Below are 21500 nucleotides of genomic sequence, written 5' to 3' on the forward strand. Positions count from 1 at the left end.
GCTATTGCAAATAACGGTGCAAAATCAGCTCCACTACCGTCATCGACTAGAATAATGTCAAACATTTGATTTTCCTTATCCCGAATATTTTTCAAAAGTTCCAACAAACGGTCATCAGGTTCATAGGCAGGAATGACAATAACAACATCTTGAAACATCATCGACGTTCTCCTTTCTGACTTTTATTTTCGTACATTTTCTTATCAGCTATTGCAAATAACGGTGCAAAATCAGCTCCACTACCGTCATCGACTAGAATAATGTCAAACATTTGATTTTCCTTTCTGACTTTTATTTTCGTACATTTTCTTATCAGCTATTGCAAAAAAATCAACGAAGTTTTTATGTGATTGATAAGAGTCCGTATAAGCACCTAAAGATGCTGTAATCCCCATATCTTTGAGAGTCATTTCTGCTTGAACAAGTTTTATTAAAAATTCAGCTTGATTTTCAGAAACTCCAGGGAGTAAAACCGCAAATTCATCTCCACCTAACCTTGCTATTACAGCACTTTCAGGCATTATCTTCGTTAAAATATCACCAAATTCAATTAGAATCTTATCTCCCGTAGCATGTCCAAAGGTATCATTTGCTTCCTTGAATTTATCCAAATCAGATATAATAACCGTAATTTGTTCTTCTTTACGTGTCAGACATTCCTCAAAAGCAAGCTCAATATATCGTCGATTATGAACCCGTGTTAAAACATCTTCGTATGCCATCCTCTGTATTTCAAGTTCATGAAGTCTCTGCTCTGTAACATCAAGAACAAAACAAAAAACACCAATCACTTTTTGGCGATTGTTATAAATGGGAGAATACATATTTTGCCAGTAAAGCGTTTTGTCGCCTGTCTTAATAGTATCCATAAATATAAATGTTTCACCCTTTTTCGCACGATCAACATTTGCTTTTAAACGCGCAGCATCTTCACTATTAAGATAATTCATTGGAAAGTCACCAATTTTGGGAGTGAAATAAAAGATTTCTTCCATGAGCCGAATATCATTCTTATTAACCGCAATAAAACGATAATCTAAGTCTACAGCATAGACGTTAATAAGTTTCGAACTCTGTAAGATAAAGTGGGATAGCATATGCTGTCTTCGATTAAGGTAAGATGCTAGGGTCCAAAGAACTAGTATTCCTATAAAGATTGCTAAAACGATGGGATTATCATGGTCAATCAAAACATCATCATACACTAAGCGCATTAATAACATTAACGCAGCAAAAATACTTAAGTATGTTAACAATCTTTGATGCTTGATTAAAAAATCACTTACTTTTCCTAATACCATTACAGTCTCACCATTCTAAGTAGTTTTAATACCTTCAGCATCCAAACTGTCTGTAACAAAACGTCCTGTAAAACCACCGATGAAGCCCGTAGCAGTATTGTCAATTCCTAAACGTTGTAGAATACGGCTGACATTAATACCCTTACCGCCAGCGAATTTATCATCACTCTCTATACGGTTAACTTCACCAATCTCTACCTTGTCGATACGAACAATGAAGTCGATTGATGGGTTTAGCGTCACAGTATAAATCATACTTCAATAACCCTCGTTTTCTCTTTTAATTATTTAAGGAGCCCTTCTTCCGAAGCATTTGTGATTATGGTTACTTTCTCAACCTCGGCTACCTTAGCATAGGTTGAGAAAGTTTAGAAGCATCAGCTAGAACATAGGCTTTTTGCGCATTAGCTATCACTGTTCGTTTAATGACCGCCTCTTCCATATCTGGCGTTGTGAAATAATTGGCATCAACTCCATTAGCACCAATGAAAGCACAATCAAAATTCAGTTGTCTGATTTGTTCCAGAGCTGTACTTCCAATAGAGGCATCTGTTGAATGTTTAACCTTACCACCAATAATCCTAGTACTAATACCGAGATCTACCAGCTTAACAGCATGATGGATAGAATTAGTCACAACCGTCACCTGACGATTCATTTCCTCTGGATATGGTGAATATTTGTCATAAGTTCTAAGCCCAGCCTCAACGTGACCAATACTTACTTTATTGTAAAATGCAACCAATCCAGCAGCAAAAGTTGTTGTAGTATCACTATGAACTAAAACCAAATCAGGTTGTTCTTTCTTAACAACTGGATCAAAATTAGCCAAAATTTTAGAAGTAATTTCCTGAAGTGATTGATTTTTTTCCCATGATATCCAAATCATAATCAGGAACTATTTCAAAAGTCTCCAAAACCTGGTCAAGCATTTGACGGTGTTGAGCTGTGACTACTGTAATAGTATTAATGGTTTCTTGATGTTTTTTTCAACTCAAGAATTAACGGCGCCATCTTAATTGCCTCTGGTCTTGTCCCAAAGACAACCATAATATTTAATTTTCCCATAAGATCCCCCCCTATGACCTATACGAAATCAATATAATATTGACAAATAAGACTCTACATTATCACTTTATTATCCCCAATAAAAAGGAAAATGAGTTATCCTTTCTCCAAAAGCATTAAAGGGAATGCCCTCGCTATTGGTCTTGTTTTGCAAATGATGTAAAGTAGATAAAGAAAAAGGTCTCAATAAAAAGACTATCATTACGTATAAAATTCAAGAAGTAAGACAAGAAAACTAAGTCATATCATCCAAGGATATCAATTGTTTTGAGATTTTCTAGTCTTCTCCCCCGAATTTAAAAATACACTATTTAATAAATAAAAAAAACTGCAGGAGAAAAAACGCTTTGCTAATAAAAGTGTTTTTGAATCCAGCAGTATTGCTAATTTACATATATTTCATAAAAACTTCTCCCCATTTTAAAGAGCGTCCCCTTTACTTACGCTCTATCCCCATCTTACAAATCAAAACATCGGTATGATAACCCTATCCCAATACCATATCACACAGCACCAAGTACCAACAAGTAATCATTCAACTCTCCCCAAAAGAGTCAAAATATTACAAACAGGTTGGCTTCGAGTTACTACTACCCATGTTCCCTATTCATATAGACGCTATAATTATAGCATGTTATTTTTATTTTTCAACCTTCTTTCAATTTTTTATTATTTTAATGTATGTGATAAGCATTATAATGAGGTCGTTTGAATTAAGCACTCCTACTTAACAAATACTAATCAAATGATATTTATCTATATTTTAATAAATAATAATTAAACACCCTTTGGCTTTTAAATGGATTTGCATAAAAAAATCAGAATTCCTATTAAAATTCTGATTCAGAATGAAGACAAACATCGTTTTTGATGTTTGTCTTTTTTTATATTCACACTTAATTCTCCCATAATCCAATAATATTGAGGTATTTGGATAAAATAACAGGTCTTCCCTACCATCATTTTTACCAATTTTTTGATATTTAGACATGCCAAAGTAAGCCCAACCTTATCTTCCATTTTGGACTTTCCTTTTTCTCTGGTATAACGCAAGTTATGATATTCTTTAGCTGTTCCGAATAAACGTTCTATCGTTTCTTTCCGGTGTTGGTACCGTTCCTTCATCCCACTTTGATGACGGATATCTTCACAGATTTCTAAGGCATCTTTCCAAATATGACGCACAACAACTTTTTGGTGCTGGCGACTTTCAGTACAAATCGCTAACAAGGGACAGGTCTTACAAATTTCGGGATTACTTTTATATTCTCTATAACCTTCACGTGTCGTTGTACGGTAAGTTAATACCTGGTTCTCTGGACAAAGATAGCAGTCAAAATGCTCGTCATAGACAAAGTCTTTAGGACGTAGAAAGCCTCTCTTACTCTTGGCCTAGTGTAAGGGAATACTGGCGTAATCTCTTTTTCTAAAAGAAACTTGGCAATACTAGGTGTTTTGTAGCCTGAATCCGCAATAATGAATTCAGGGGAGAAGGGTTCTAACTTGGCGAAAAGAACAGGAAAGGCCTGACTATCATGGATGTTACCTGCTTCAACTGTATAAGCCAAGGCCCAACCATGTTTATCACAAGCTACCTGAGCATTATAAGCGAAGACTTCCTTGTGTTCTCCCTTGTGAAACCAACCACTATCTGGATCAGTCGTTGATTGTTTCTTAGATTTAGCTTCGCCTTTTTTGGCGGGCTTTAAGAACTTTTTTGCATGCTTCTTCCTGTCTAAATTAATCTCAACATCCAGTTGTTCACTCATGAATTTAGCTTTTTGATCAACAACAACATTTTTGTACTTATGATTATTAGCAGCTGCCTTGATATGTGTCCCATCGATGAAGATTTCTGAGGGATCAATGAGCCCCGCCTCCAAAACGTGATGAAGCACATGACTAAAAATGTGTGCTAACAATTCTTTATTTTGAAAGCGTCAGCTATAGTTCTTACCGTAAGTTGTAAAATGTGGTACCTTATCATCCAGAGATAAGCCAAGAAACCAACGATAAGCCGTATTCACCTCGATATTCTTGATGGTTTGGTGCATAGAACGAATGCCATAAAAACATTGAATCAAAGGAATCTTAACTAACAAAACAGGGGCTAGACTAGGGCGACCATTATCTGAAGAATAACTATCCTCAACAACATCATAAATAAAAGAAAAATCAATCGTTTCTTCAACTTTTCTTAGAAAATGGTCTTTAGGCACAAGTTCATCAAGTGTATAGAAACCTATTTGACGACGATTATATTCAGGATTATCTTTGTGAAACATAGGAGTACCTCATCAAATACCTTTTCTTTTATTATACTCCTTCGAAGCAAGAAAAGTCCCCAGAAGTATAACTTCTGAGGACTTTGTCTTCAATCAGATCTATTTATTTTTTATGAATAAGTTGTACAACCTTGCTAAAGGTTGATATAAAGCTATTTATAAATAACTTGGACACAAACCGTGTCCAATCAGATTTTACGATAAAAAGGTAGAGAAAAAGGTAGAGTTTGAATTGAAATACAGTGCAATAAACTGCAATTGACAAAAAGAAAAAACGCTTGAAATCAGCGTTTTTCTTTTGTATTGATTCGTATTGAATCCTTATTTTACCTCAGTAAGGGTTAAATGATTAAGCTATAAACCTTGTCATATCAAGGATTATGGGCTTTTGAAGTAAAAAGGTAGTGTTAAAGGTAGTGATGAAATTAATTTGCTAGTTCTTCCATTTTATTTAAGAAAATATTCACTGCCTCAAATTTCTTTTTAGGTGCTAGTTCAGCGTATGTGTCCATAGTTGTTTTGATTGACTTGTGTCCCATTCTATGTTGCAACTCTTTCCAGTTCATACCTGCATTTAACATCATAGAAGCGTGTGTATGGCGGAATAAATGAAAACCATAATCGGGTAGTCCTAAAGCGGACAATCGCTTTTTAAGGGTTGCTCTTTCATTTCTATCGCACATATAGTTACCATAAATTGTTGGAAAGATGAGCTTGGACTTCGGTAGACCGTGTTTTTCAAAATAGATAGTCATTTCTTCATGAAAATCTTTGAGGCTTTCTATGACTGAAAGTGGAACAGCAACTCTACGATTTCCAGAATCTGTTTTGGGAGATTTTTTACAAATCATTTCCCCTTTGCTACCTAGTTTCTTATTTGCGGTTTTCCACATCAGAGTTTTACTGACAAGAATTTCATTGGTTTCAAAGTCAAGGTCAGTAATTTCTAACGCTAGTAACTCGCTAATTCGTAATGCAGATGCTAATAGTGTGTTACAAATGACCTTAAAGCGTCTATTTGCTCTTGTATTTGGCAAGCTTTCAAGGTAAGACAACCAGTGTTTCAGGTCGTCATCATGAAGTACCATGACACGCTCTTTGTTAGATTTTGGTTTTGGAGGAATTTTAATTGTTTTAGCAGGATTAGTAGTTAGTCCACAATTTGTAATACCGAAGTCAAAAATATCACTAACCTTGTGAGCTATTGCCCCAAAATCTCTAGCATTCCCTTTTGGGGCACGTTTCACCCCGGAATCAACGTACTTCTTTGCTTTTTCAGCTAATTTGTTTACCCAAAGTTGGATATCAGCAGGTTCAATCTGTTCAGGTTTGTATTCTCCAAATTGTGGAATGATATAGGTATCAAGATAGCCTCTAACTCGGTTAATGGTGTTTTGAGATGATACCCAAGTTTTGAAGTTGCTAAACCATATTTCAGCTAGACTTTCAAAATTATCAATTTGGATAGTTTCTTTAATAGTAGAGCCAGCTTTTTCAAAATCAATTTTAGCTTCAACAATTTTTCTATCTAAAGATTTCAATGTCTTAGCAGTAATAGTTTTGGTGATTCGTTTACCTGTCTTTACATCAGTTCCAATATAAACACCTTTGAGTGAATAGCTGATATCACCATTTTGTTTGGTGATTTTTGTTATCTTTTTATTATTGTGTTGAATGATTTCTTTACTCATAGAGCCTCTTTCTTCGGACAATCAAAAGGCTAGAATAGAACCCTCACATTCTTTGTTTGATAATTTCATTCTAGCACATTTTGAAGTTAAATAGTTAAAAAGTCAATAACATCTTCCATTTTGTAATAAATGGTACGTGTTCCTTCAATTGGTGGTTCAAGCCGTTTCAAACCTTTGCTTTCCCATGATTTCAAAGTATTTGGAGAAATCTGTAAAATTTTCAAAAGTTCTTTTTGTGTGACGATTCCGTAGAAACTATTTTTTTTAAGTCCTTTCTGAATGATGGCAATAAGTGTGTTCAGTAATTCTTCAATTTGGTTTAGTTTAATAATGTCCATCAGCTGTTCCTTTCTGTTCTTTAATTACTTTTTCTAGACGTTTCGGATTATGCCGACGTGAATCAAGATAACGAGCGAAAAAGTAGGTTCGTTCAATGATTAGTTCCAGTAGAGCGGTATTATTATCTCGGGCGTACCATACCAGTTCTTCAAACTCTGTGAAGTCCTTTCGTTCAATCGTATCAATGACCTTGGTTGTAAAATCATCAGTATTTTGTTGTACTAGAAATTTATCCAGTTCAAACCCACATCCACTTTCGATATCTTCAATTTCGTAAGGAGTTTTATCAGGGTTCTCCGCATGAATAAAATAGTCGTATAACCCTTTGGGTGACATTACAGGTTCAACGTGGGCAGGACCATTAAGTTTATTTTTGATAAGTTTCGACACCTGAGAGTAACTTTTGAGAGAATCAAAAAAGAATGCTCCATGCTTGTGTGCCTTTTTAAATTCTCCTGTTTCTTTGTTTACATCCTTGTCATGCCACGGCGACAGTACAAATGGAACATGAATCTCCTCTAGGGTTTCTAAGTAGTTGTCTGGTGCACTTTCCTTATAAAATAGGAAAGTCCATTTATTGGAACGTTGTTCTTTTGCCATAGGAAAAATTCCTCGCTTTCAATTTTTTTATTTCTATCTATTAGGAGATTGGGAAGGTACAAATCGGAGTCTTTTGAGAAAAATTTTGATTTTTTGATTATTGATTATTGGATTAAGTGGGGGTCGTAGTAACCCCACTTAATCCTAAATTTCACGGTAAAAACGGCGCTGTTTGGCTTTCACTACGTGAGCCACAGCGCCGTTCCTTTTATCTATTTTCGTTTAGTTCCGATAAAGTACAGCCATTTCCCTTTCCGCTCAGGGTGTGAAAAGTAATAGCTAGGGTTACGGTTGGCAATTTCTTCGCTTATAAGCATTTCCACATCTTTTAGAATTTTTGTTGCTTGTTGAGTTTTAGGAATATGAATCAACAGAGTAACTTTATTCTCTCGAATGTCTACAATTGCTTTTCGAACTGCTTGGTTAAAGTATTTGTTTACAGGATTGTAGTGTGTTACTTTTGCTTGTTCAGTTGTAGTTACTGCTTCGGAGAGTTCGCTTTGATGTAGAAAAATACGGATTGACAAGGTTTGTTTAATGGATTTACATAGATTTGATAGGTTGTCTTCCTCTTGTCGTCTATTAATTTCACGACTAATGAGCAAAATGAAAATAAGAGAACTGATAAGTGAAATTGATAGGCTAATCCAGAACACTATATTTGTAAAGTGATAAATAAAGATTAAATAGGTGATTTCTTTTAAGGAATTCATACTAATTCCAAAGAAGATTGTGCAGAATGCACTTAGGGTAGCTGTAAGAAATAGTAAAGCAGATAGATTGAAAAATTTTTGGAAATATGTTGTTTGCATAAGCTATAAAATACCTTTCTGTGTGTAGTATGTTGGACAAAGTAAGGGTAATACTTGATATGGATGTTCATTATCAATAATTTGAATAAGTCCTGTGCCTTTGCCGATTGGAATAACAATGCCTTCAGGGTCAAGGTCTGGAAACAAGAATTGAGTAGTTTTCTTATTGATGTTACCTATTTGAATGAGCACGTTGAGTTGTTCTCGTACTGATACAGGAATTGTATTGTGATCAAATCGCTGACTGACAAGGAGCAGATGGACCTTTGTTGCTCGTCCTAATAAAGCAATTTGCGATAGTAAGGAGAAGAAGGAATCTTTGATATTTTTATTGACACCTTCTGATAAGGCAAGTACCTCATCAATAACAATAGTTAGATGTTTAAATTCATGATGTGGATTTTCAAAGAGAATCCCTTGACGCTTATGAATAATAGATAGGCATTGACTTAAACTTTCATTAATTTCTGATACAAAGTCAGATTTTGAACGATTTTCTTTAGGGTGAATAACAGCAATTTGATTCTGCTTTGCCCAGCGTGAAGGAGTGTCGAATTTGGGGTCAACGATAATCAGGTCAGAGATATTTTTAAGGACACTTAATAGATAAGTCAGAGTATAGCTTTTCCCACTTCCCGAGTTTCCAGCAATAGCAACGGAAGTTACTTTATCATAGTTAATGACTAGATTTTTCATGACAGGAATATCATTACTTTTTAGAGATGAGGTGAATTGCTCAAGGTTGGAAATTACTAGACGTTCAGAAATCCCTTTTTTCCAAGGAAAGTACAGCCCACGCTGAACATGAATGTCATCTGTTTTCAGTGCGACAAAGTAAGCAGAATTTTGTTTTAATAATGTGTATTGTGGATAGAGTGATGCATTAGCGATTAAGAAAATCTTTTGATATAGGTCATCATCAATGATGAATCCGGAAGGAAGACGAGGAATAAAGATAAAGCCATCTTCTTTAACTGCAATATCAAATGAGTTGGTATAAGACGTTTCACCCTGTAGCAAAGAGCCTAAAGCCATATTTAGGCTCTGTAACAGGTATTGTTCCAACTCTCTTTTTGTAAGAGATTGAACCATTATTTCACCTCTCTCAATGCATCGGCTTTGAAGTAAACATTATAGTTGACTTCACATGCTTGTAAGTTATCAAAACTAACGAGAGAAAGGTAGTCAGGAAGTGTAGGCATTTCAAGAAATTTCACTTGAAATGGTGGGAGTCCTTTTTGACCAAACCATGTTTTGTAAGCGATAATTTCACCAGTTGGTTTACCATCTTCAAATTTTTGTTGCGGTTCAAGCTCGTCACTAAGCAGGTAGATAGGAGCTTGAAGGTTAACGTATTGTTCTGCTGTTTGTTTTGAGTATCCACCTTTGCGGTACTGTGGTTTCATTTTCATAGTTTAAATACCTCGTGTATTCTATTTTGTGTTTTGTTTTAAAGTAAAGTTGACATGCTCGGTTTAAGGTCATGAAGCTGGACTTGTTAATTTTTCCTTTCTATCTTATAGGAGATTCAGGAGATGAATTTCGGAGTTTTTTGAAAATATTTTTTTATTTTCTTCCTATCTTTAAGGAGATTCGGTTGTCTAAATTCGGAGCATTTCACAAAAAAACTGATAATCTATCTGATTATCAGTTTTAGGTGTTAGACATAATCTTTTAAAAGATTTTGCAATGCTTCTTGATGTTTTTTAAAGTGAGCTGTTACGGTTTTATCGCTAAGATCAGTAAGCTTGGCCAATTTAGTTGATGACATAGGCTTATCGGCTAGTTTGCCTTGCATGATGATTTTGTCACTTGAATTTAAAGTTTCAATGAAATTGGCTATGAGTCCTAACATTTCATTTTGTAAGCAAACTTCTTCACTGTTGGGAGAGGTATCAGCTATTAACTCATATAGGTCAGTATTACGTCCATCAATGGAAATGTTTTTATCAAGACTTCCGAGATTGTGATATCGGTCACGACGATTTGCATTTGCAAATGTTTTATTGTCATTACGTAGAAATTTATCCCAGCGTTCGAGTTCCTTTTTCTCCTCTGGAGTAAGACGGTCATTAAATTTTTTAATTGCCATAAGAATTCCTTTCTGAGTCCTGTGTTTGGACAGAAAGAAACTAATATGAACTGTACTGAATACCGATAGGTGCAAAAAAGACACACCAAATAAACGGATAAACAGATATATGTAAAACTCGACCTTTATCGCCTGAGTTATCATATTCGTTTCAATCCGTCCGTTTGATGCGCATCAGTTAGGACTATTAAATTTTTTATAAGGAAGAGGGGAAATTTGATATAATAGGTATTAGTTTCCCTGTTGCCTTATCTTCACCCTTTATTATGAAGTAGATAGTGTTTCTTGCAATAGTGGGGAGTGTTCTTAAGGTGGATAAGGTTACTAAATGCATTAGGAGGAGTAAAAATGTCTGCTAAAATTCCATATTTAACAGGTGGGATACTATTTGGGCTCATTCTTGAAGCTAAAAAAATAAAGAATAAGGCTCGAAGTTCATATTTGAAAAAGGAAACCGATAAATTATCTGATATTGATATTATGAAATCTCTTATTGATATTTTTACAGGAGAAGTTCAACAAGCGCCTTATGTGGGGACCTTTAAAAAAAATGTAACTTCTTATAAAAAATGTATTATATCTAAATCAGAGTACTTACCCTTTGAAGACTCAAGGTTTATTAATTCATTTAATGATTCTGTCGAACAAAATAAAACAGACACACTTGAACGTATGTCTGTTTTTATCAATGATAAGCTTTCGGAACAAAAACTAAAATGGCTTGTTTCTGCTGTTATTGAAACTATTTGTGATGATGAAACAATCGACGATTCAGAGAATTTTAGAATTTCCCCAAATGAATCGAAATTTAAGCAAGAATTATTAGAAGTTGAAGTAATCGAGATTGAGTCATTCTTATTAGATGTAATGAGATATATTTTTGTCAACAAAATAGATAATACTCTTGGTAAGCCAACATTTGAAGCATGGTATTCTCAAAGCGGAGTACAGGCTCCTTGGAAACTCACTAATAAAGAATTTGGGCAACATATGAATGACTTAGAAATAACTCGATATAATCCAAGTGTGGAAGAGTTTGAGGAACAAGAGCATGTTGAAGAATCAGATGTTGAGATTGAAGAAGAATTTAATTCTAATGTTGAAAGTGATGACACAATAACAAAACAGGTGTTTAATAATTCCAAATTTATAAATCAGCATGCTAATAATATTTATAATATAGGACATGTAGAAAATTTAAATTAAGGAGAGGACATTGACAAACCAACTTAAAAGTCAGGAAAATTTACCGACAGAATTTTTCCAATCAACACTACAACAAACTGCAGAAAAGATTTATAATATTGAGCAAGCTAATAATGTTAATAATGTAGTAAATTATGTTCCTTCTCGAACAATGCTACTCACAGATGGCTTTTACAATCTATTTGTAAAATATGATGAGGAATATAAAGAGACTTGTTTTACAATACCAAGAGATAGGATGCTTAATGGGACACCAGAGCATATTAGAACCAAGTTCTCTAGGTTTTCATTTGATGATGTTGAGGAAATAGTTAGTCTTCCAGCTCTGTTTCTTCCCGAATATAAGAATAACAAGGAGATTCCATTTGGATACTTGGGTCGGTTGAGAGAAATAAACATACCTAAATATGGGGGGGACCCAGTATTTTATTTTGAAACGGCGAAAAGTGTACCTATAGATTGGGTGAACATACATAAAGATGAACTTATGATTGACTCATTTGAGTTGGAGAATACTCATTGGGCTATTAAGCGAGCGAACTTAATGAGTGTATTAGAAGGTTTAACCAATGGCAACGAAGCAGAGTAAAGAAGTAAAAATCCAACGTGAAGTTGAAAAGTGGCTGACTTCCTATGATATGGAGTTTGTGACACAAAACGAAAGTGTCAATCCTGAAATTGACAAAGCCTTGTCAAAAGCACCTTCTAAAACAGGTGGTGAGGGTGCGAATCTAGTTGATGTTAAGCTATTATTGAAAGATAGTAAGCTAGACTACTACCCTATCATGATTGAATTGAAGTGGGGCAGTAATAAACTTGTAAAACTAGACAAAGAAGACCATGTCGCTAATACGAAAACAAGCGGTAAAGAAAAGGGTGAACCCAACTATACCAATATTAATGGCTATGCGGTAAATGGGGCGGTTCACTATGCCAATGCTATTCTGCAATATTCTAGTTATACAAATGTCATTGCGATTGGAATTACAGGAGATGAGGACGAGGCAGGCAATCTTGAAACACGTTTTGGTGTTTACTATGTCTCCAAGTCTAACTACGGTATCGGTCAAAAAGTTGGTGAGTATTCCGATTTATCTTTCTTAAAGCCTGAAAACTTTGATGAGTTTACGGAAAAGGTAAAAGAACTACAACTGTCAGAAGTTGAACTACGTTTGATTCACCAAAAGCGTGAAGATAGGATTGAAGATGCCCTAACAAAGATAAACGAAAGTCTTTTCAACAAGCAGAAAAATATCAGTGCCTTGGCACGTATACACTTAGTGGCTGCTAGTATCATGGCAAACTTAGGAGTTGCAGGTAAGGTAAAGCCCTTAGAACCAGCAGATTTAAAATCTTCTAACGAAGAAGGTGATACAGATGGAGATATTTTAATCCGTAAAATCAAGGCGTTTCTGAAAGAAAAGAACTTACCACAAGCCAAACAGAAACAAATCTTACGTCACCTAGAGCCTACGATTCTTGAATCTAGCTTTTCAGACCCAAGGAATGGGGTGTCTCTTCTCAAAGAAATCTTTACAGAAGTGATTGACGACTTAGGTTATTTTTACAAAATCGGAGTGGATACGGACTTTACAGGTAAGCTCTTTAATATCATGTTTAGATGGTTGAGCTTTGCAGGTGATGACCAAAATGACGTGGTGTTAACTCCTCGGTATGTAGCACTTCTTATGGCAAGACTAGCACGAGTAAATAAAGATTCGTATGTTTGGGACTTTGCAACTGGTTCCGGTGGTCTTTTGGTGGCTGCCATGAATCTGATGTTAGATGACGCTAAAAAGGAAATTACAAGTCCTGATGAACTCAGAGAAAAGGAAGAGAAAATCAAGGCGGAACAAATTCTTGGGATTGAAATTCTTCCAGAAATCTATATGTTAGCTGTATTGAACATGATTCTTATGGGAGATGGTTCAAGTAATATCTTGCAAGATGATAGTTTGAAGAAATTTGATGGGAAATATGGTTACGGAAAAGATAACGAACATTTCCCAGCTAATGTGTTCCTTTTAAATCCTCCATACTCTGAAACGGGAAATGGTATGAATTTTGTCAAGCGTGCCTTATCTATGATGAAAAGTGGTTATGCTTCTATTATTATCCAAGACTCAGCAGGTGCAGGAAAAGCAAAAGAAATCAATCAGAAGATTTTAGAAAACAATACGCTTTTAGCGTCTATTAAAATGCCAGTAGATTTATTTATTGGTAAGTCAAGCGTTCAAACATCGATATATGTTTTTAAGGTTGGAGAAAAACACGAATCTAAACAACGAGTGAAATTTATTGACCTTCGAAATGATGGCTATAAACGAGCTAATCGAAAAAAAGCTAAAGCAAGTTCTAACTTAAAAGATATTGATAATGCTATAGGTCGCTATGAAGAAGTTGTTAATCTTGTCAAATTTGGTAAAGATGAGTTGAACATTTTCACGGAAAAAGAGTACATTGAAGATGTTATTGCTCTATCTGGTGAAAAGCATGGTGAAGACTGGAATTTTGACCATCATATCCAAATGAATACCATCCCCACAATAGATGATTTCAGAAAAACTGTATCTGATTATCTGGTGTGGGAAGTGTCACAATTAATGCAGAATAGAGGAGATGACAGCTTAAAAAAATTGTAAGCCCTCAGCTTCAAAAGTTGAATAAAGAATTTGAAGACAGTGGGGGCGTCTGGAAGATATATAGAATTGAAGAAATATTTACTATCTCTACACCTAAGAAAAAATTTAATGCTAATACGCTTACTTTCGATGGAATATACCCTTATGTTGCTAGGGGAGATAAGAACAATGGAGTTAGAGGATATATAACTGAGGATAGCCAATATTTGAATCCTGCCAAAACAATTAGTTTTGGTCAAGATACAGCAACAATGTTTTATCAAAAAAATGCGTATTTTACAGGCGATAAAATTAAAGTCTTTTCTTTTTTACATGGTGAATTATCTTCAAGTGTTGCTCAATTTATTATTACGGCAATGAAAAAATCATTTAGTAATTTTACTTGGGGAAGTAGTTCATTCAATGAAAAGATATTAAAACAAACTGAGATAATACTTCCAACCATTGATAATAAAATAGCCATTAAATATATGCACTCTTACATGAATTTGATTGAGACAGAACGTATCGAGACGCTAGAGGTGTATCTATCGGTAACAAATTTAAAAGATTATAAATTAACTGAGGACGAAGAGAGCGCTCTAAGTCAGTATGGTTCTTATGAATGGAAGCTCTTTAATCTTGAAAAACTATTTGGCAAAGCGACAAGAGGAAGACGACTTAAAAGCTCAGATAGAATATATGGTACTCTACCTTTTGTTACTGCTGGAGAAACTGATATGGGTATCTCAGCATTTGTTGGTAATGATACTATAATCTTTTCCGAGAACACCATTACGATTGATATGTTTGGTTCTGCAAAATATAGAAACTATAAGTATGGTGCAGATGACCATGTTGCTGTTGTACATACAGAGAAACTTTCAAAATGGTCAAATCTATTTTTGACAACTTGCATTCATAATGTAGCCAATTCTGGTAAATTCAGTTATTCAAGAAATTTTTATGCCAAAGATGCTGATGAATTGAATATTCTTTTACCGGTTGAAGATGGAGAAATTGATTATAATTTTATGAACCGTATTGGTAGAGCGATTGAAAAAATGGTAATCAAAGACGTTGTGCAATGGTCTGATAAACGGTTAGAGATATCAAAAAAGGAGAAAAATAATGTCTAATTATTGGAAATATAGCCCTACCAGTTTTGAACAATTTGATGGTAAGACTGATTATATGCTTTTCATTGATGAAACAGGGGTGCCGACATTGAAAAACTATAATCAAAACAATCGTTGGTTTTCGATGACAGGTGTTTTAATTGCAGGTGAGGAAGGTGAAAATATCATCTCTGATATTATGGCTATTAAGCATAAGTATTGGAAAAATGCAATGTTTAATGAACAGAGAGTAGTATTTCATTCGAGAGATTATCGTAAAAAAATTGGTGCATTTAATCCTAAAATAATTAATTATCCAAATATGAGTACGGAATTGTTACAATTTATAGAGCGTGCCAACATTACTATTTTTTCATCAGGAATTAATAAGGATTTTTTGACAAAAAGATACAGTCACCCATACCCAGTTTATTGGTTTTCTCTAGTGTTCCTCATTGAGCGTTATGCTTTTTATTTAGAAGAGCGTGGGAAGACGGGTATAATTGTACTTGAAGCAAGAGGTAGAAAAGAAGACCTAAATTTGTTACGAAATATTGTACCTAAAATAAAATCTGGAACTAATTACGTTAGTGGTAGTACATGTTCAAGAATTAAAGGTGTATACTTTAATAACAAAAGAACAGCAGATAAAAAACAATCATACCCATACTTAGAACTGGCAGATATGATTGGCTATGAATTACATAATAAAATTTGCAAAGATATTGAATCAATTTTATATAGAAAAGTTAAATCAAAAATTTATAATTATCCTAATATAGAGGGATATGGATTGAAAAAATTTGGAGAAGATAATCAATTATGAGTGAAGAAACAGAAGAAAAACTAATTAATCTAGCTGACTGGGCATATGAAAAATCAAACATAAGCTTGGATTTTTTTAACTATAAATCAGATATGCTGGGGTGGGAGTATAATACAGGTGAAATCTATTTTTGCGAGTTAGGTGAAAATATTGGTAACGAGATAAATAAAAAAAGACCAGTATTAATTATATCTTCGACTAAGTACAATGTAAAACAATCTACAGTTATTGTAGCTCCTCTTACGTCAAGAATAAAATACAAGTATAAAAATGGAAAGCAAGACGGATTAAAGTTTCCATTTGATTTTGTGTTGAAACAAGATTATTTTCCTTTTCTAAAAAAAGATGCAACTGTTAAGTTAGACCAGCTGAGGACGGTATCGAAAAATAGATTATCCGCAAAAAAAATGGGAGTTGTTGACGATGATACTATGAGAAAAATTTATAAAAAATTGAAAAAAATAATTGACTTTTAAAAAGATTTTGTTTAGAATTAAAGTACGGAAGGGGCAAGTCCCCTAAATGTACCCTAGGTTCGAGGTTATCTCAAACGAAAAAGGGAATTTTGGTGGGGGCAAGTCCCCCTTTTTTATTACTCGATAAAGCACAGGTTAGTTTGAACCTGTGCTTTTTAATGGCTCCTTGTCAACTGTAGTGGGTGACGAAAAGCTAACATCTAGAGAGGACCTGATAGGTCTTCTCTTTTTTTATGTTCAGAGTGATGAAGACACGTTTCTTAAAGTTGATGAAGTTTCTAAAACCGAAGCCCAACCGTTTGATGTCTTTAATCAACTTGTTAGTAGCTTCCAGTTTTGCGTTTGAATAGTCTGTTTCTAGTGCGTTTTGGATGTATTGCTTATGTCTAAGAAAAGTCCTAAAGACAGTTTGAAAGTAGTGATTGATCTTGCTCCTATTTTCCTCTATCAGCCCAAAGAACTCATCTACTCTCTTCTCCTGAAAGTGAAAAAGCAAGAGCTGATAAAGTGTATAGTAGTCGGTAAGCTCTTCTGAAAAGTCTAGTGTCTTCGCAACGACTTCATGTGGTGCTAAAGTTTGACGGAAAGTCTTTGAATAGAAAGAGTTGAGAGATAACTTACAGCTGTCCTTTTGGAAGAGTCGCCAGTGATTTTTCAAGGCTCGATAGGGTAGTGACTTCTTATCGAATTGGTTCATAATTGCAATTCTTGTCTTTAAAAAGGCTCGACTAAGGTGCTGGATGATGTGGAAACGATCAAGAACGATTTTTGCGTTTGGAAAGAGTCTGCGGGCTAGTGGGATGTAGGCTCCAGACATATCCATCGTGATAAACTGCACCTTTTGGCGAGCTTTTAATGGATACTTCAAAAAGTAGTTTCGTATAGAGGTTTGGCAGCGATTATCAAGGATGGTTATGAGTTTGTTTGTCTCATAGTTCTGAGCCACAAAAGCCAATTCCCCTTTCTTGAAACCAAACTCATCCCAGGACATGACCCTTGGGAGTTTGTCAAAATGTTCCTTGAAAGTAAACTGATCAAGCTTACGATAGACGGTAGAGGTCGACACACGAAGTCTTCTGGCAATATCTGTTAGTGACATCTTCTCAGTTAGGAGTTGTGCAACTTTTTGACGGACTAGATTTGAGATTTGGCAGTTTTTCTCAACGATAGATGTCTTAGCTACCGTGACTCTCTTACAACTTTTACACTGGAAACGGCGTTTCTTCAGACGTAGCAGTGTAGGCGTTCCAGCTTGTTCGAGAAGAGGAATTTTAGAAGGCTTTTGAAAGTCATAATTGATCATCTTTCCTTGGCAGTGAGGACATGATGGTGCAGGGTAATCAAGTTTTGCTTGAATCTCGATATGAGTGTCAGTTTCAAAAACAAGTGAAATCTTGATATTTTGGTCTTTAATTCCGATTAATTCTGTGGTATTCTTAATAGGTCTCATAAGTTCTTCCTAATGGTAGTTTCGTCGCTTTTCATTATAGTTCTTATGGGACTTTTTGTGTACACTTAAAAAGCTCTATAATCTCTACAGTGGTTTTACCCACTACAGAAATTATAGAGCCTTTTTAATTTCGCAAATCTTTGAATGAGCTATGCTCTTTCGAAAATATTTAAGGGGTAGGGATATAAAAAGAGGAGCTTCGTTATGAAGCTCCTCGTACATTTGATTGTCCGAATCAGTATTCTTATTTCAAAAAAAGGTAGTGAAAAAGGTAGTGATTCGGTTGATTTATATTGCGATGTAGTGAAATTTAGAAAATCAAGAATCGCTTTAAATCAAGGTTCCTACCGTCTAGTGACATGTAGCGAATCCCTATTTCACCTCAGTAAAGATTACGTGTTTACGCAATTTTGGTGAGTATTTTTTCAATTGAAGACGGTCTGGAGTGTTACGTTTGTTTTTTGAAGTAAGGTACAAGCGTTCACCAGATTCTTTGTGTTCAAGTGTAATATTTACGCGCATGGTATCTCCCTTCTATTATTTAGCTGCGTTAGCTTTAGCGATTTTACGTCCTTTGTAGTATCCTTTAAGTGATACACGGTGTGAACGTGAGTAATCTCCAGTTGTTTCGTCAAATTGTACTGATGGAGCAGTCAATTTGTAGTGTGTACGACGTTTGTTTTTCTTCGCTTTTGAAGTGTGACGTGCAGGTACTGCCATTTCTTTATTTCCTCCGAATTAATATTTATGTTCTTGATTTTAAATCAACTATAACAGAATAACATATCTTTTTTGTAAAGTAAAGTTACTTGACAAAAAACTTCTCAAGAAAACATATAGTTAAAAACTATACAATTTGATAGTAAATACATATTTCACAGCTATAACAGCAAGTGCTAGAATAGGCTTATTATTACATTAAATGAAAGAATAAAAAGGAGTAAATAACTATGAGTAAAGTTCATTATCATTTTGATCATGTTGGTTCTTACCTTCGTCCACAAGCTTTAAAAGAAGCACGTGAAAAATTTGCCAATGGTGAGATTTCGCAAGAGGAATTGTTGAAAGTACAAGATGAATTGGTTAAGGAATTGGTTCATCATGAGGTAGAAAATGGCCTTCAAGTCGTTTCTGATGGTGAATTTGGTCGTTCTTGGTGGCACCTTGACTTCCTATGGAACCTAACTGGTTTTGAAGCTTACCAACAAGAGGATTCATATAAATTCCATGGAGCTAAGACACGTACAACTAACGTTCGTATCAATGGTAAAATTGCTGAAAATCCTAATCATCCTTTCTATCGTGACTTTGAATATCTTAAATCAGTGACTCCTGAAGGAATTACTCCAAAAGTAACTATTCCAAGTCCATCACTCATCATTAACCGTGACCACCGTAGTGATCTTTATGCTGATTACTATGATTCATGGACAGATTTCCTTGATGATTTGGCTAAAGCTTACCATGATACCATCCAACATTTCTACGATTTGGGTGCACGTTATGTACAATTGGATGATACGACTTGGGGTTATTTGATTCAACAGTTTGAGAATGAAAAAAATAATCCTGAGAAAACAGCTGAGTTGGCAAAAATTGCTGAGGATGATGTATATACTATCAATAAAGCTTTGGAAGGTCTTCCAGAAGATTTGACTTTGGCTACTCACATTTGTCGTGGGAACTTTAAGTCAACTTATCTTTTTGAAGGTGGCTATGATTCAGTCGCTAAATATCTTGGTCAATTGAACTATGATATCTTCTTCTTGGAATACGATGATGCGCGTTCAGGTAGCTTCGCACCACTTCCAACGATTTGGAATAACCGTGATCATGTTGAATTGGTACTTGGTGTGATTACTTCTAAGGATCCAGCTTTGGAAGATGTAGATGCTGTTATTGCTCGTATCCATGAAGCGGCTGAACTTGTACCACTTAAGAACCTTGGTATCTCAACTCAATGTGGTTTTGCCTCAACTGAAGAAGGTAATATCTTGACTGAGCAAGATGAGTGGAATAAATTGAAATTGATTAAAACAATTACTGATAAAGTTTGGTCATAATAGAAAAAATGCAGAGGACGGGCTCAGCCTGTTCTCTCTTTTTATGAATATAGAAAGGAAGTGTCATGAATTATAAAGAGACAGGTCAGAAGATTTTAGAAGCTGTAGGAGGAAAGGAGAACGTTCAGAATCTAACACACTGTGCTACACGTTTACGTTTTACCTTAGCAGATGATTCTAAAGCTGATGATGAGGCTGTTAAAGCTATCGATGGTGTGGTGAGTTTGGCTAAGAGTGGTGGCCAGTATCAAGTTGTTGTTGGGAGTGATGTACCAAATGTATACCGCGCTTTAGAAGGTTTATTGGATCTGGATGAAGTATCTAAGGAATCATCGGAAAAACAAGATAGAACTCCTCTTCAAAGCTTTTTAGCTCTTATTTCTGGGATTTTCACCCCAATCTTACCAGTAATTACAGCAGCAGGGATGATCAAGGCCGTTTTGTCCCTTTTGGTTGTCTTTAAGGTAGTAGCTGTAGATGATGTTAACTATCAAGTTCTTAATTTTATTGGCGATGCTGGATTTTATTTCTTACCTGTATTTTTAGGTGCCTCAGCAGCTCGACAGTTTAAGACGAATGCTCAATTGGGGATGTTGATTGGTGCTATTTTATTACACCCAACTTTTACTCAGATTGTGACAACTGCCAAGGAATCAGGTCATGGCGTCTCTTTCTTTAGTATTCCTCTTACATTAACTTCTTACTCATCAACGGTTATCCCTGTTATTTTGGCAGTTTGGTTTATGAGTTACGTGGAGCGCTTTGCGATTAAAATTTCACCAAAAGCTGTGAAGTTTTTCTTGGTTCCTATGATTACGACCTTAATTACTGCAATCGTAACACTTTTGATTTTAGGTCCAATTGGTGCTGTCATTGGTAACTGGTTGGGTGACTTCTTTAAGTGGTTGGAAAACTTTGGCCCATGGGTTGTTCCGACAATTGTAGGAGCAACCTTCCCGTTAATGGTTACAACAGGAACTCACTATGGCTTAGTATCCATTGGAATCAATAACCGTATGACTATTGGTTATGATACGATTGCACAGCCAGGTGCTTTGGCTTCAAATGTGGCTCAGGGTGGAGCAGCTCTTGCTATTGCTTTAAAAACTAAGGATACCAATAAAAAAGCTCTAGCTTCATCTGCTGGGATTACTGCGATTTGTGGGATTACGGAACCGGCTCTTTATGGGGTAACTTTGCAAAATAAAGCAGCCCTTATAGGATCTATTGTTGCAGGGGGAGTAGGTGGCTTCTTCCTTGGTATTTTAGGTGCGAGAAATTTTGCGGGTGGTTCCCCAGGTCTCTTGACGATTGCAGCGTATATCGGTGAAGATACACTTAAATATTTTTACACAGCTATTGCAGGTCTTGTAATTTCTGTTGTGGTCTCTTTCATTGTGACCTTCATTCTTTATAAGGAAGATTAATGATTGTGGCAGGCCGAGAGGTCTGTTTCTTTCTGACGTTGAAAAATCCTCCACCATTTCCCAAAAGCCATATAAATTATGATAGAATAGAGTGATTATATCTGTAATAACGGAAAAGGAGGGCA

18 protein-coding genes and 5 pseudogenes are annotated in these 21500 nt (G+C 35.3%); 8 read left to right on the plus strand and 15 right to left on the minus strand.

The window, feature by feature from the left end; genetic code table 11:
* Nucleotides 1-263 precede the first annotated feature (263 nt).
* From H7T98_RS02770 to H7T98_RS02820, 12 genes and pseudogenes are all read right to left on the minus strand, one after another.
* Nucleotides 264-1301 (minus strand): GGDEF domain-containing protein, encoded by a 1038-nt coding sequence (locus H7T98_RS02770; RefSeq protein ID WP_014635176.1) that lies wholly within the window; start codon nt 1299-1301, stop codon nt 264-266.
* Between the two features lie 21 nt (nt 1302-1322).
* Nucleotides 1323-1556: pseudogene (locus tag H7T98_RS02775) on the minus strand (PfkB family carbohydrate kinase); the annotation flags it as partial.
* A 29-nt stretch (nt 1557-1585) separates the two neighbouring features.
* Nucleotides 1586-1968: pseudogene (locus tag H7T98_RS02780) on the minus strand (UDP-N-acetylglucosamine 2-epimerase); the annotation flags it as partial.
* Nucleotides 1942-2369, minus strand: a pseudogene (locus tag H7T98_RS10170) (UDP-N-acetylglucosamine 2-epimerase); the annotation flags it as partial. The pseudogenes H7T98_RS10170 and H7T98_RS02780, both read right to left, overlap by 27 nt.
* A gap of 830 nt (nt 2370-3199) precedes the next feature.
* Nucleotides 3200-4654, minus strand: a pseudogene (locus H7T98_RS02785) (IS1182 family transposase).
* A gap of 425 nt (nt 4655-5079) precedes the next feature.
* Entirely contained in the window at nt 5080-6345 is a 1266-nt protein-coding gene (locus H7T98_RS02790; protein WP_013991320.1) for a tyrosine-type recombinase/integrase, read from the minus strand.
* A gap of 86 nt (nt 6346-6431) precedes the next feature.
* Entirely contained in the window at nt 6432-6683 is a 252-nt protein-coding gene (locus H7T98_RS02795; protein ID WP_155213268.1) for a MerR family transcriptional regulator, read from the minus strand.
* Nucleotides 6670-7284, minus strand: a complete 615-nt coding sequence (locus H7T98_RS02800) for a replication protein (protein ID WP_021152664.1) — start codon at nt 7282-7284, stop codon at nt 6670-6672. Before H7T98_RS02800 ends, H7T98_RS02795 begins: the two co-directional genes overlap by 14 nt.
* Before the next feature lie 212 nt (nt 7285-7496).
* Nucleotides 7497-8096 carry a hypothetical protein gene (locus H7T98_RS02805; protein ID WP_013991317.1) on the minus strand — a complete coding sequence of 200 codons (600 nt, stop codon included), beginning with the start codon at nt 8094-8096 and terminating at the stop codon, nt 7497-7499.
* 3 nt (nt 8097-8099) lie between these two features.
* Nucleotides 8100-9188, minus strand: coding sequence for a cell division protein FtsK (locus H7T98_RS02810; RefSeq protein ID WP_183138298.1), 1089 nt, complete (start codon nt 9186-9188; stop codon nt 8100-8102).
* The gene (locus H7T98_RS02815) at nt 9188-9502 is read right to left on the minus strand and encodes a hypothetical protein (protein WP_041817409.1); all 315 of its coding nucleotides are present in this window, start codon (nt 9500-9502) and stop codon (nt 9188-9190) included. The genes H7T98_RS02810 and H7T98_RS02815 overlap by 1 nt, the downstream gene beginning before the upstream one ends.
* 254 nt (nt 9503-9756) lie before the next feature.
* The gene (locus H7T98_RS02820; RefSeq protein WP_201061224.1) at nt 9757-10188 is read right to left on the minus strand and encodes a hypothetical protein; all 432 of its coding nucleotides are present in this window, start codon (nt 10186-10188) and stop codon (nt 9757-9759) included.
* Between the two features lie 348 nt (nt 10189-10536).
* Here H7T98_RS02820 and H7T98_RS02825 point away from each other — a divergent pair, with 348 nt between their 5' ends.
* Genes H7T98_RS02825 through H7T98_RS02850 form a run of 6 tightly spaced genes read left to right on the plus strand, consistent with a single transcriptional unit; the run spans nt 10537 to nt 16435 of the window.
* Nucleotides 10537-11394 (plus strand): hypothetical protein, encoded by an 858-nt coding sequence (locus H7T98_RS02825; RefSeq protein ID WP_201061226.1) that lies wholly within the window; start codon nt 10537-10539, stop codon nt 11392-11394.
* A gap of 10 nt (nt 11395-11404) precedes the next feature.
* Nucleotides 11405-11983 (plus strand): hypothetical protein, encoded by a 579-nt coding sequence (locus H7T98_RS02830; protein ID WP_201061227.1) that lies wholly within the window; start codon nt 11405-11407, stop codon nt 11981-11983.
* Nucleotides 11964-14036 carry a class I SAM-dependent DNA methyltransferase gene (locus H7T98_RS02835; RefSeq protein ID WP_201061229.1) on the plus strand — a complete coding sequence of 691 codons (2073 nt, stop codon included), beginning with the start codon at nt 11964-11966 and terminating at the stop codon, nt 14034-14036. The genes H7T98_RS02830 and H7T98_RS02835 overlap by 20 nt, the downstream gene beginning before the upstream one ends.
* A 17-nt stretch (nt 14037-14053) precedes the next feature.
* Nucleotides 14054-15154, plus strand: coding sequence for a restriction endonuclease subunit S (locus H7T98_RS02840; protein ID WP_201061231.1), 1101 nt, complete (start codon nt 14054-14056; stop codon nt 15152-15154).
* On the plus strand, nt 15147-15959 hold the full coding sequence (locus H7T98_RS02845; RefSeq protein ID WP_201061233.1) for a DUF3800 domain-containing protein: 813 nt from the start codon (nt 15147-15149) through the stop codon (nt 15957-15959). Before H7T98_RS02840 ends, H7T98_RS02845 begins: the two co-directional genes overlap by 8 nt.
* Nucleotides 15956-16435 (plus strand): type II toxin-antitoxin system PemK/MazF family toxin, encoded by a 480-nt coding sequence (locus H7T98_RS02850; RefSeq protein WP_201061234.1) that lies wholly within the window; start codon nt 15956-15958, stop codon nt 16433-16435. Before H7T98_RS02845 ends, H7T98_RS02850 begins: the two co-directional genes overlap by 4 nt.
* 200 nt (nt 16436-16635) lie before the next feature.
* On the opposite strand, the pseudogene H7T98_RS02855 reads toward H7T98_RS02850, so the two are convergent.
* The 3 genes and pseudogenes from H7T98_RS02855 to rpmF form a co-directional block, all read right to left on the minus strand.
* A pseudogene (locus H7T98_RS02855) lies at nt 16636-17885 on the minus strand (ISL3 family transposase).
* A 372-nt stretch (nt 17886-18257) separates the two neighbouring features.
* Nucleotides 18258-18407, minus strand: a complete 150-nt coding sequence (rpmG, locus tag H7T98_RS02860) for a 50S ribosomal protein L33 (RefSeq protein ID WP_002262412.1) — start codon at nt 18405-18407, stop codon at nt 18258-18260.
* A 15-nt stretch (nt 18408-18422) separates the two neighbouring features.
* Nucleotides 18423-18605 (minus strand): 50S ribosomal protein L32, encoded by a 183-nt coding sequence (gene rpmF / locus H7T98_RS02865; protein WP_002885630.1) that lies wholly within the window; start codon nt 18603-18605, stop codon nt 18423-18425.
* Between the two features lie 230 nt (nt 18606-18835).
* On the opposite strand from rpmF, the gene H7T98_RS02870 reads away from it, so the two are divergent.
* Nucleotides 18836-19948 (plus strand): vitamin B12 independent methionine synthase, encoded by a 1113-nt coding sequence (locus tag H7T98_RS02870; protein ID WP_022496170.1) that lies wholly within the window; start codon nt 18836-18838, stop codon nt 19946-19948.
* Between the two features lie 65 nt (nt 19949-20013).
* Entirely contained in the window at nt 20014-21375 is a 1362-nt protein-coding gene (locus tag H7T98_RS02875; RefSeq protein ID WP_084915204.1) for a PTS transporter subunit EIIC, read from the plus strand.
* Nucleotides 21376-21500: the final 125 nt, after the last annotated feature.

This window comes from Streptococcus sp. 23.2, from assembly GCF_016648665.1.
In the GTDB taxonomy this organism is placed as follows: domain Bacteria; phylum Bacillota; class Bacilli; order Lactobacillales; family Streptococcaceae; genus Streptococcus; species Streptococcus salivarius_E.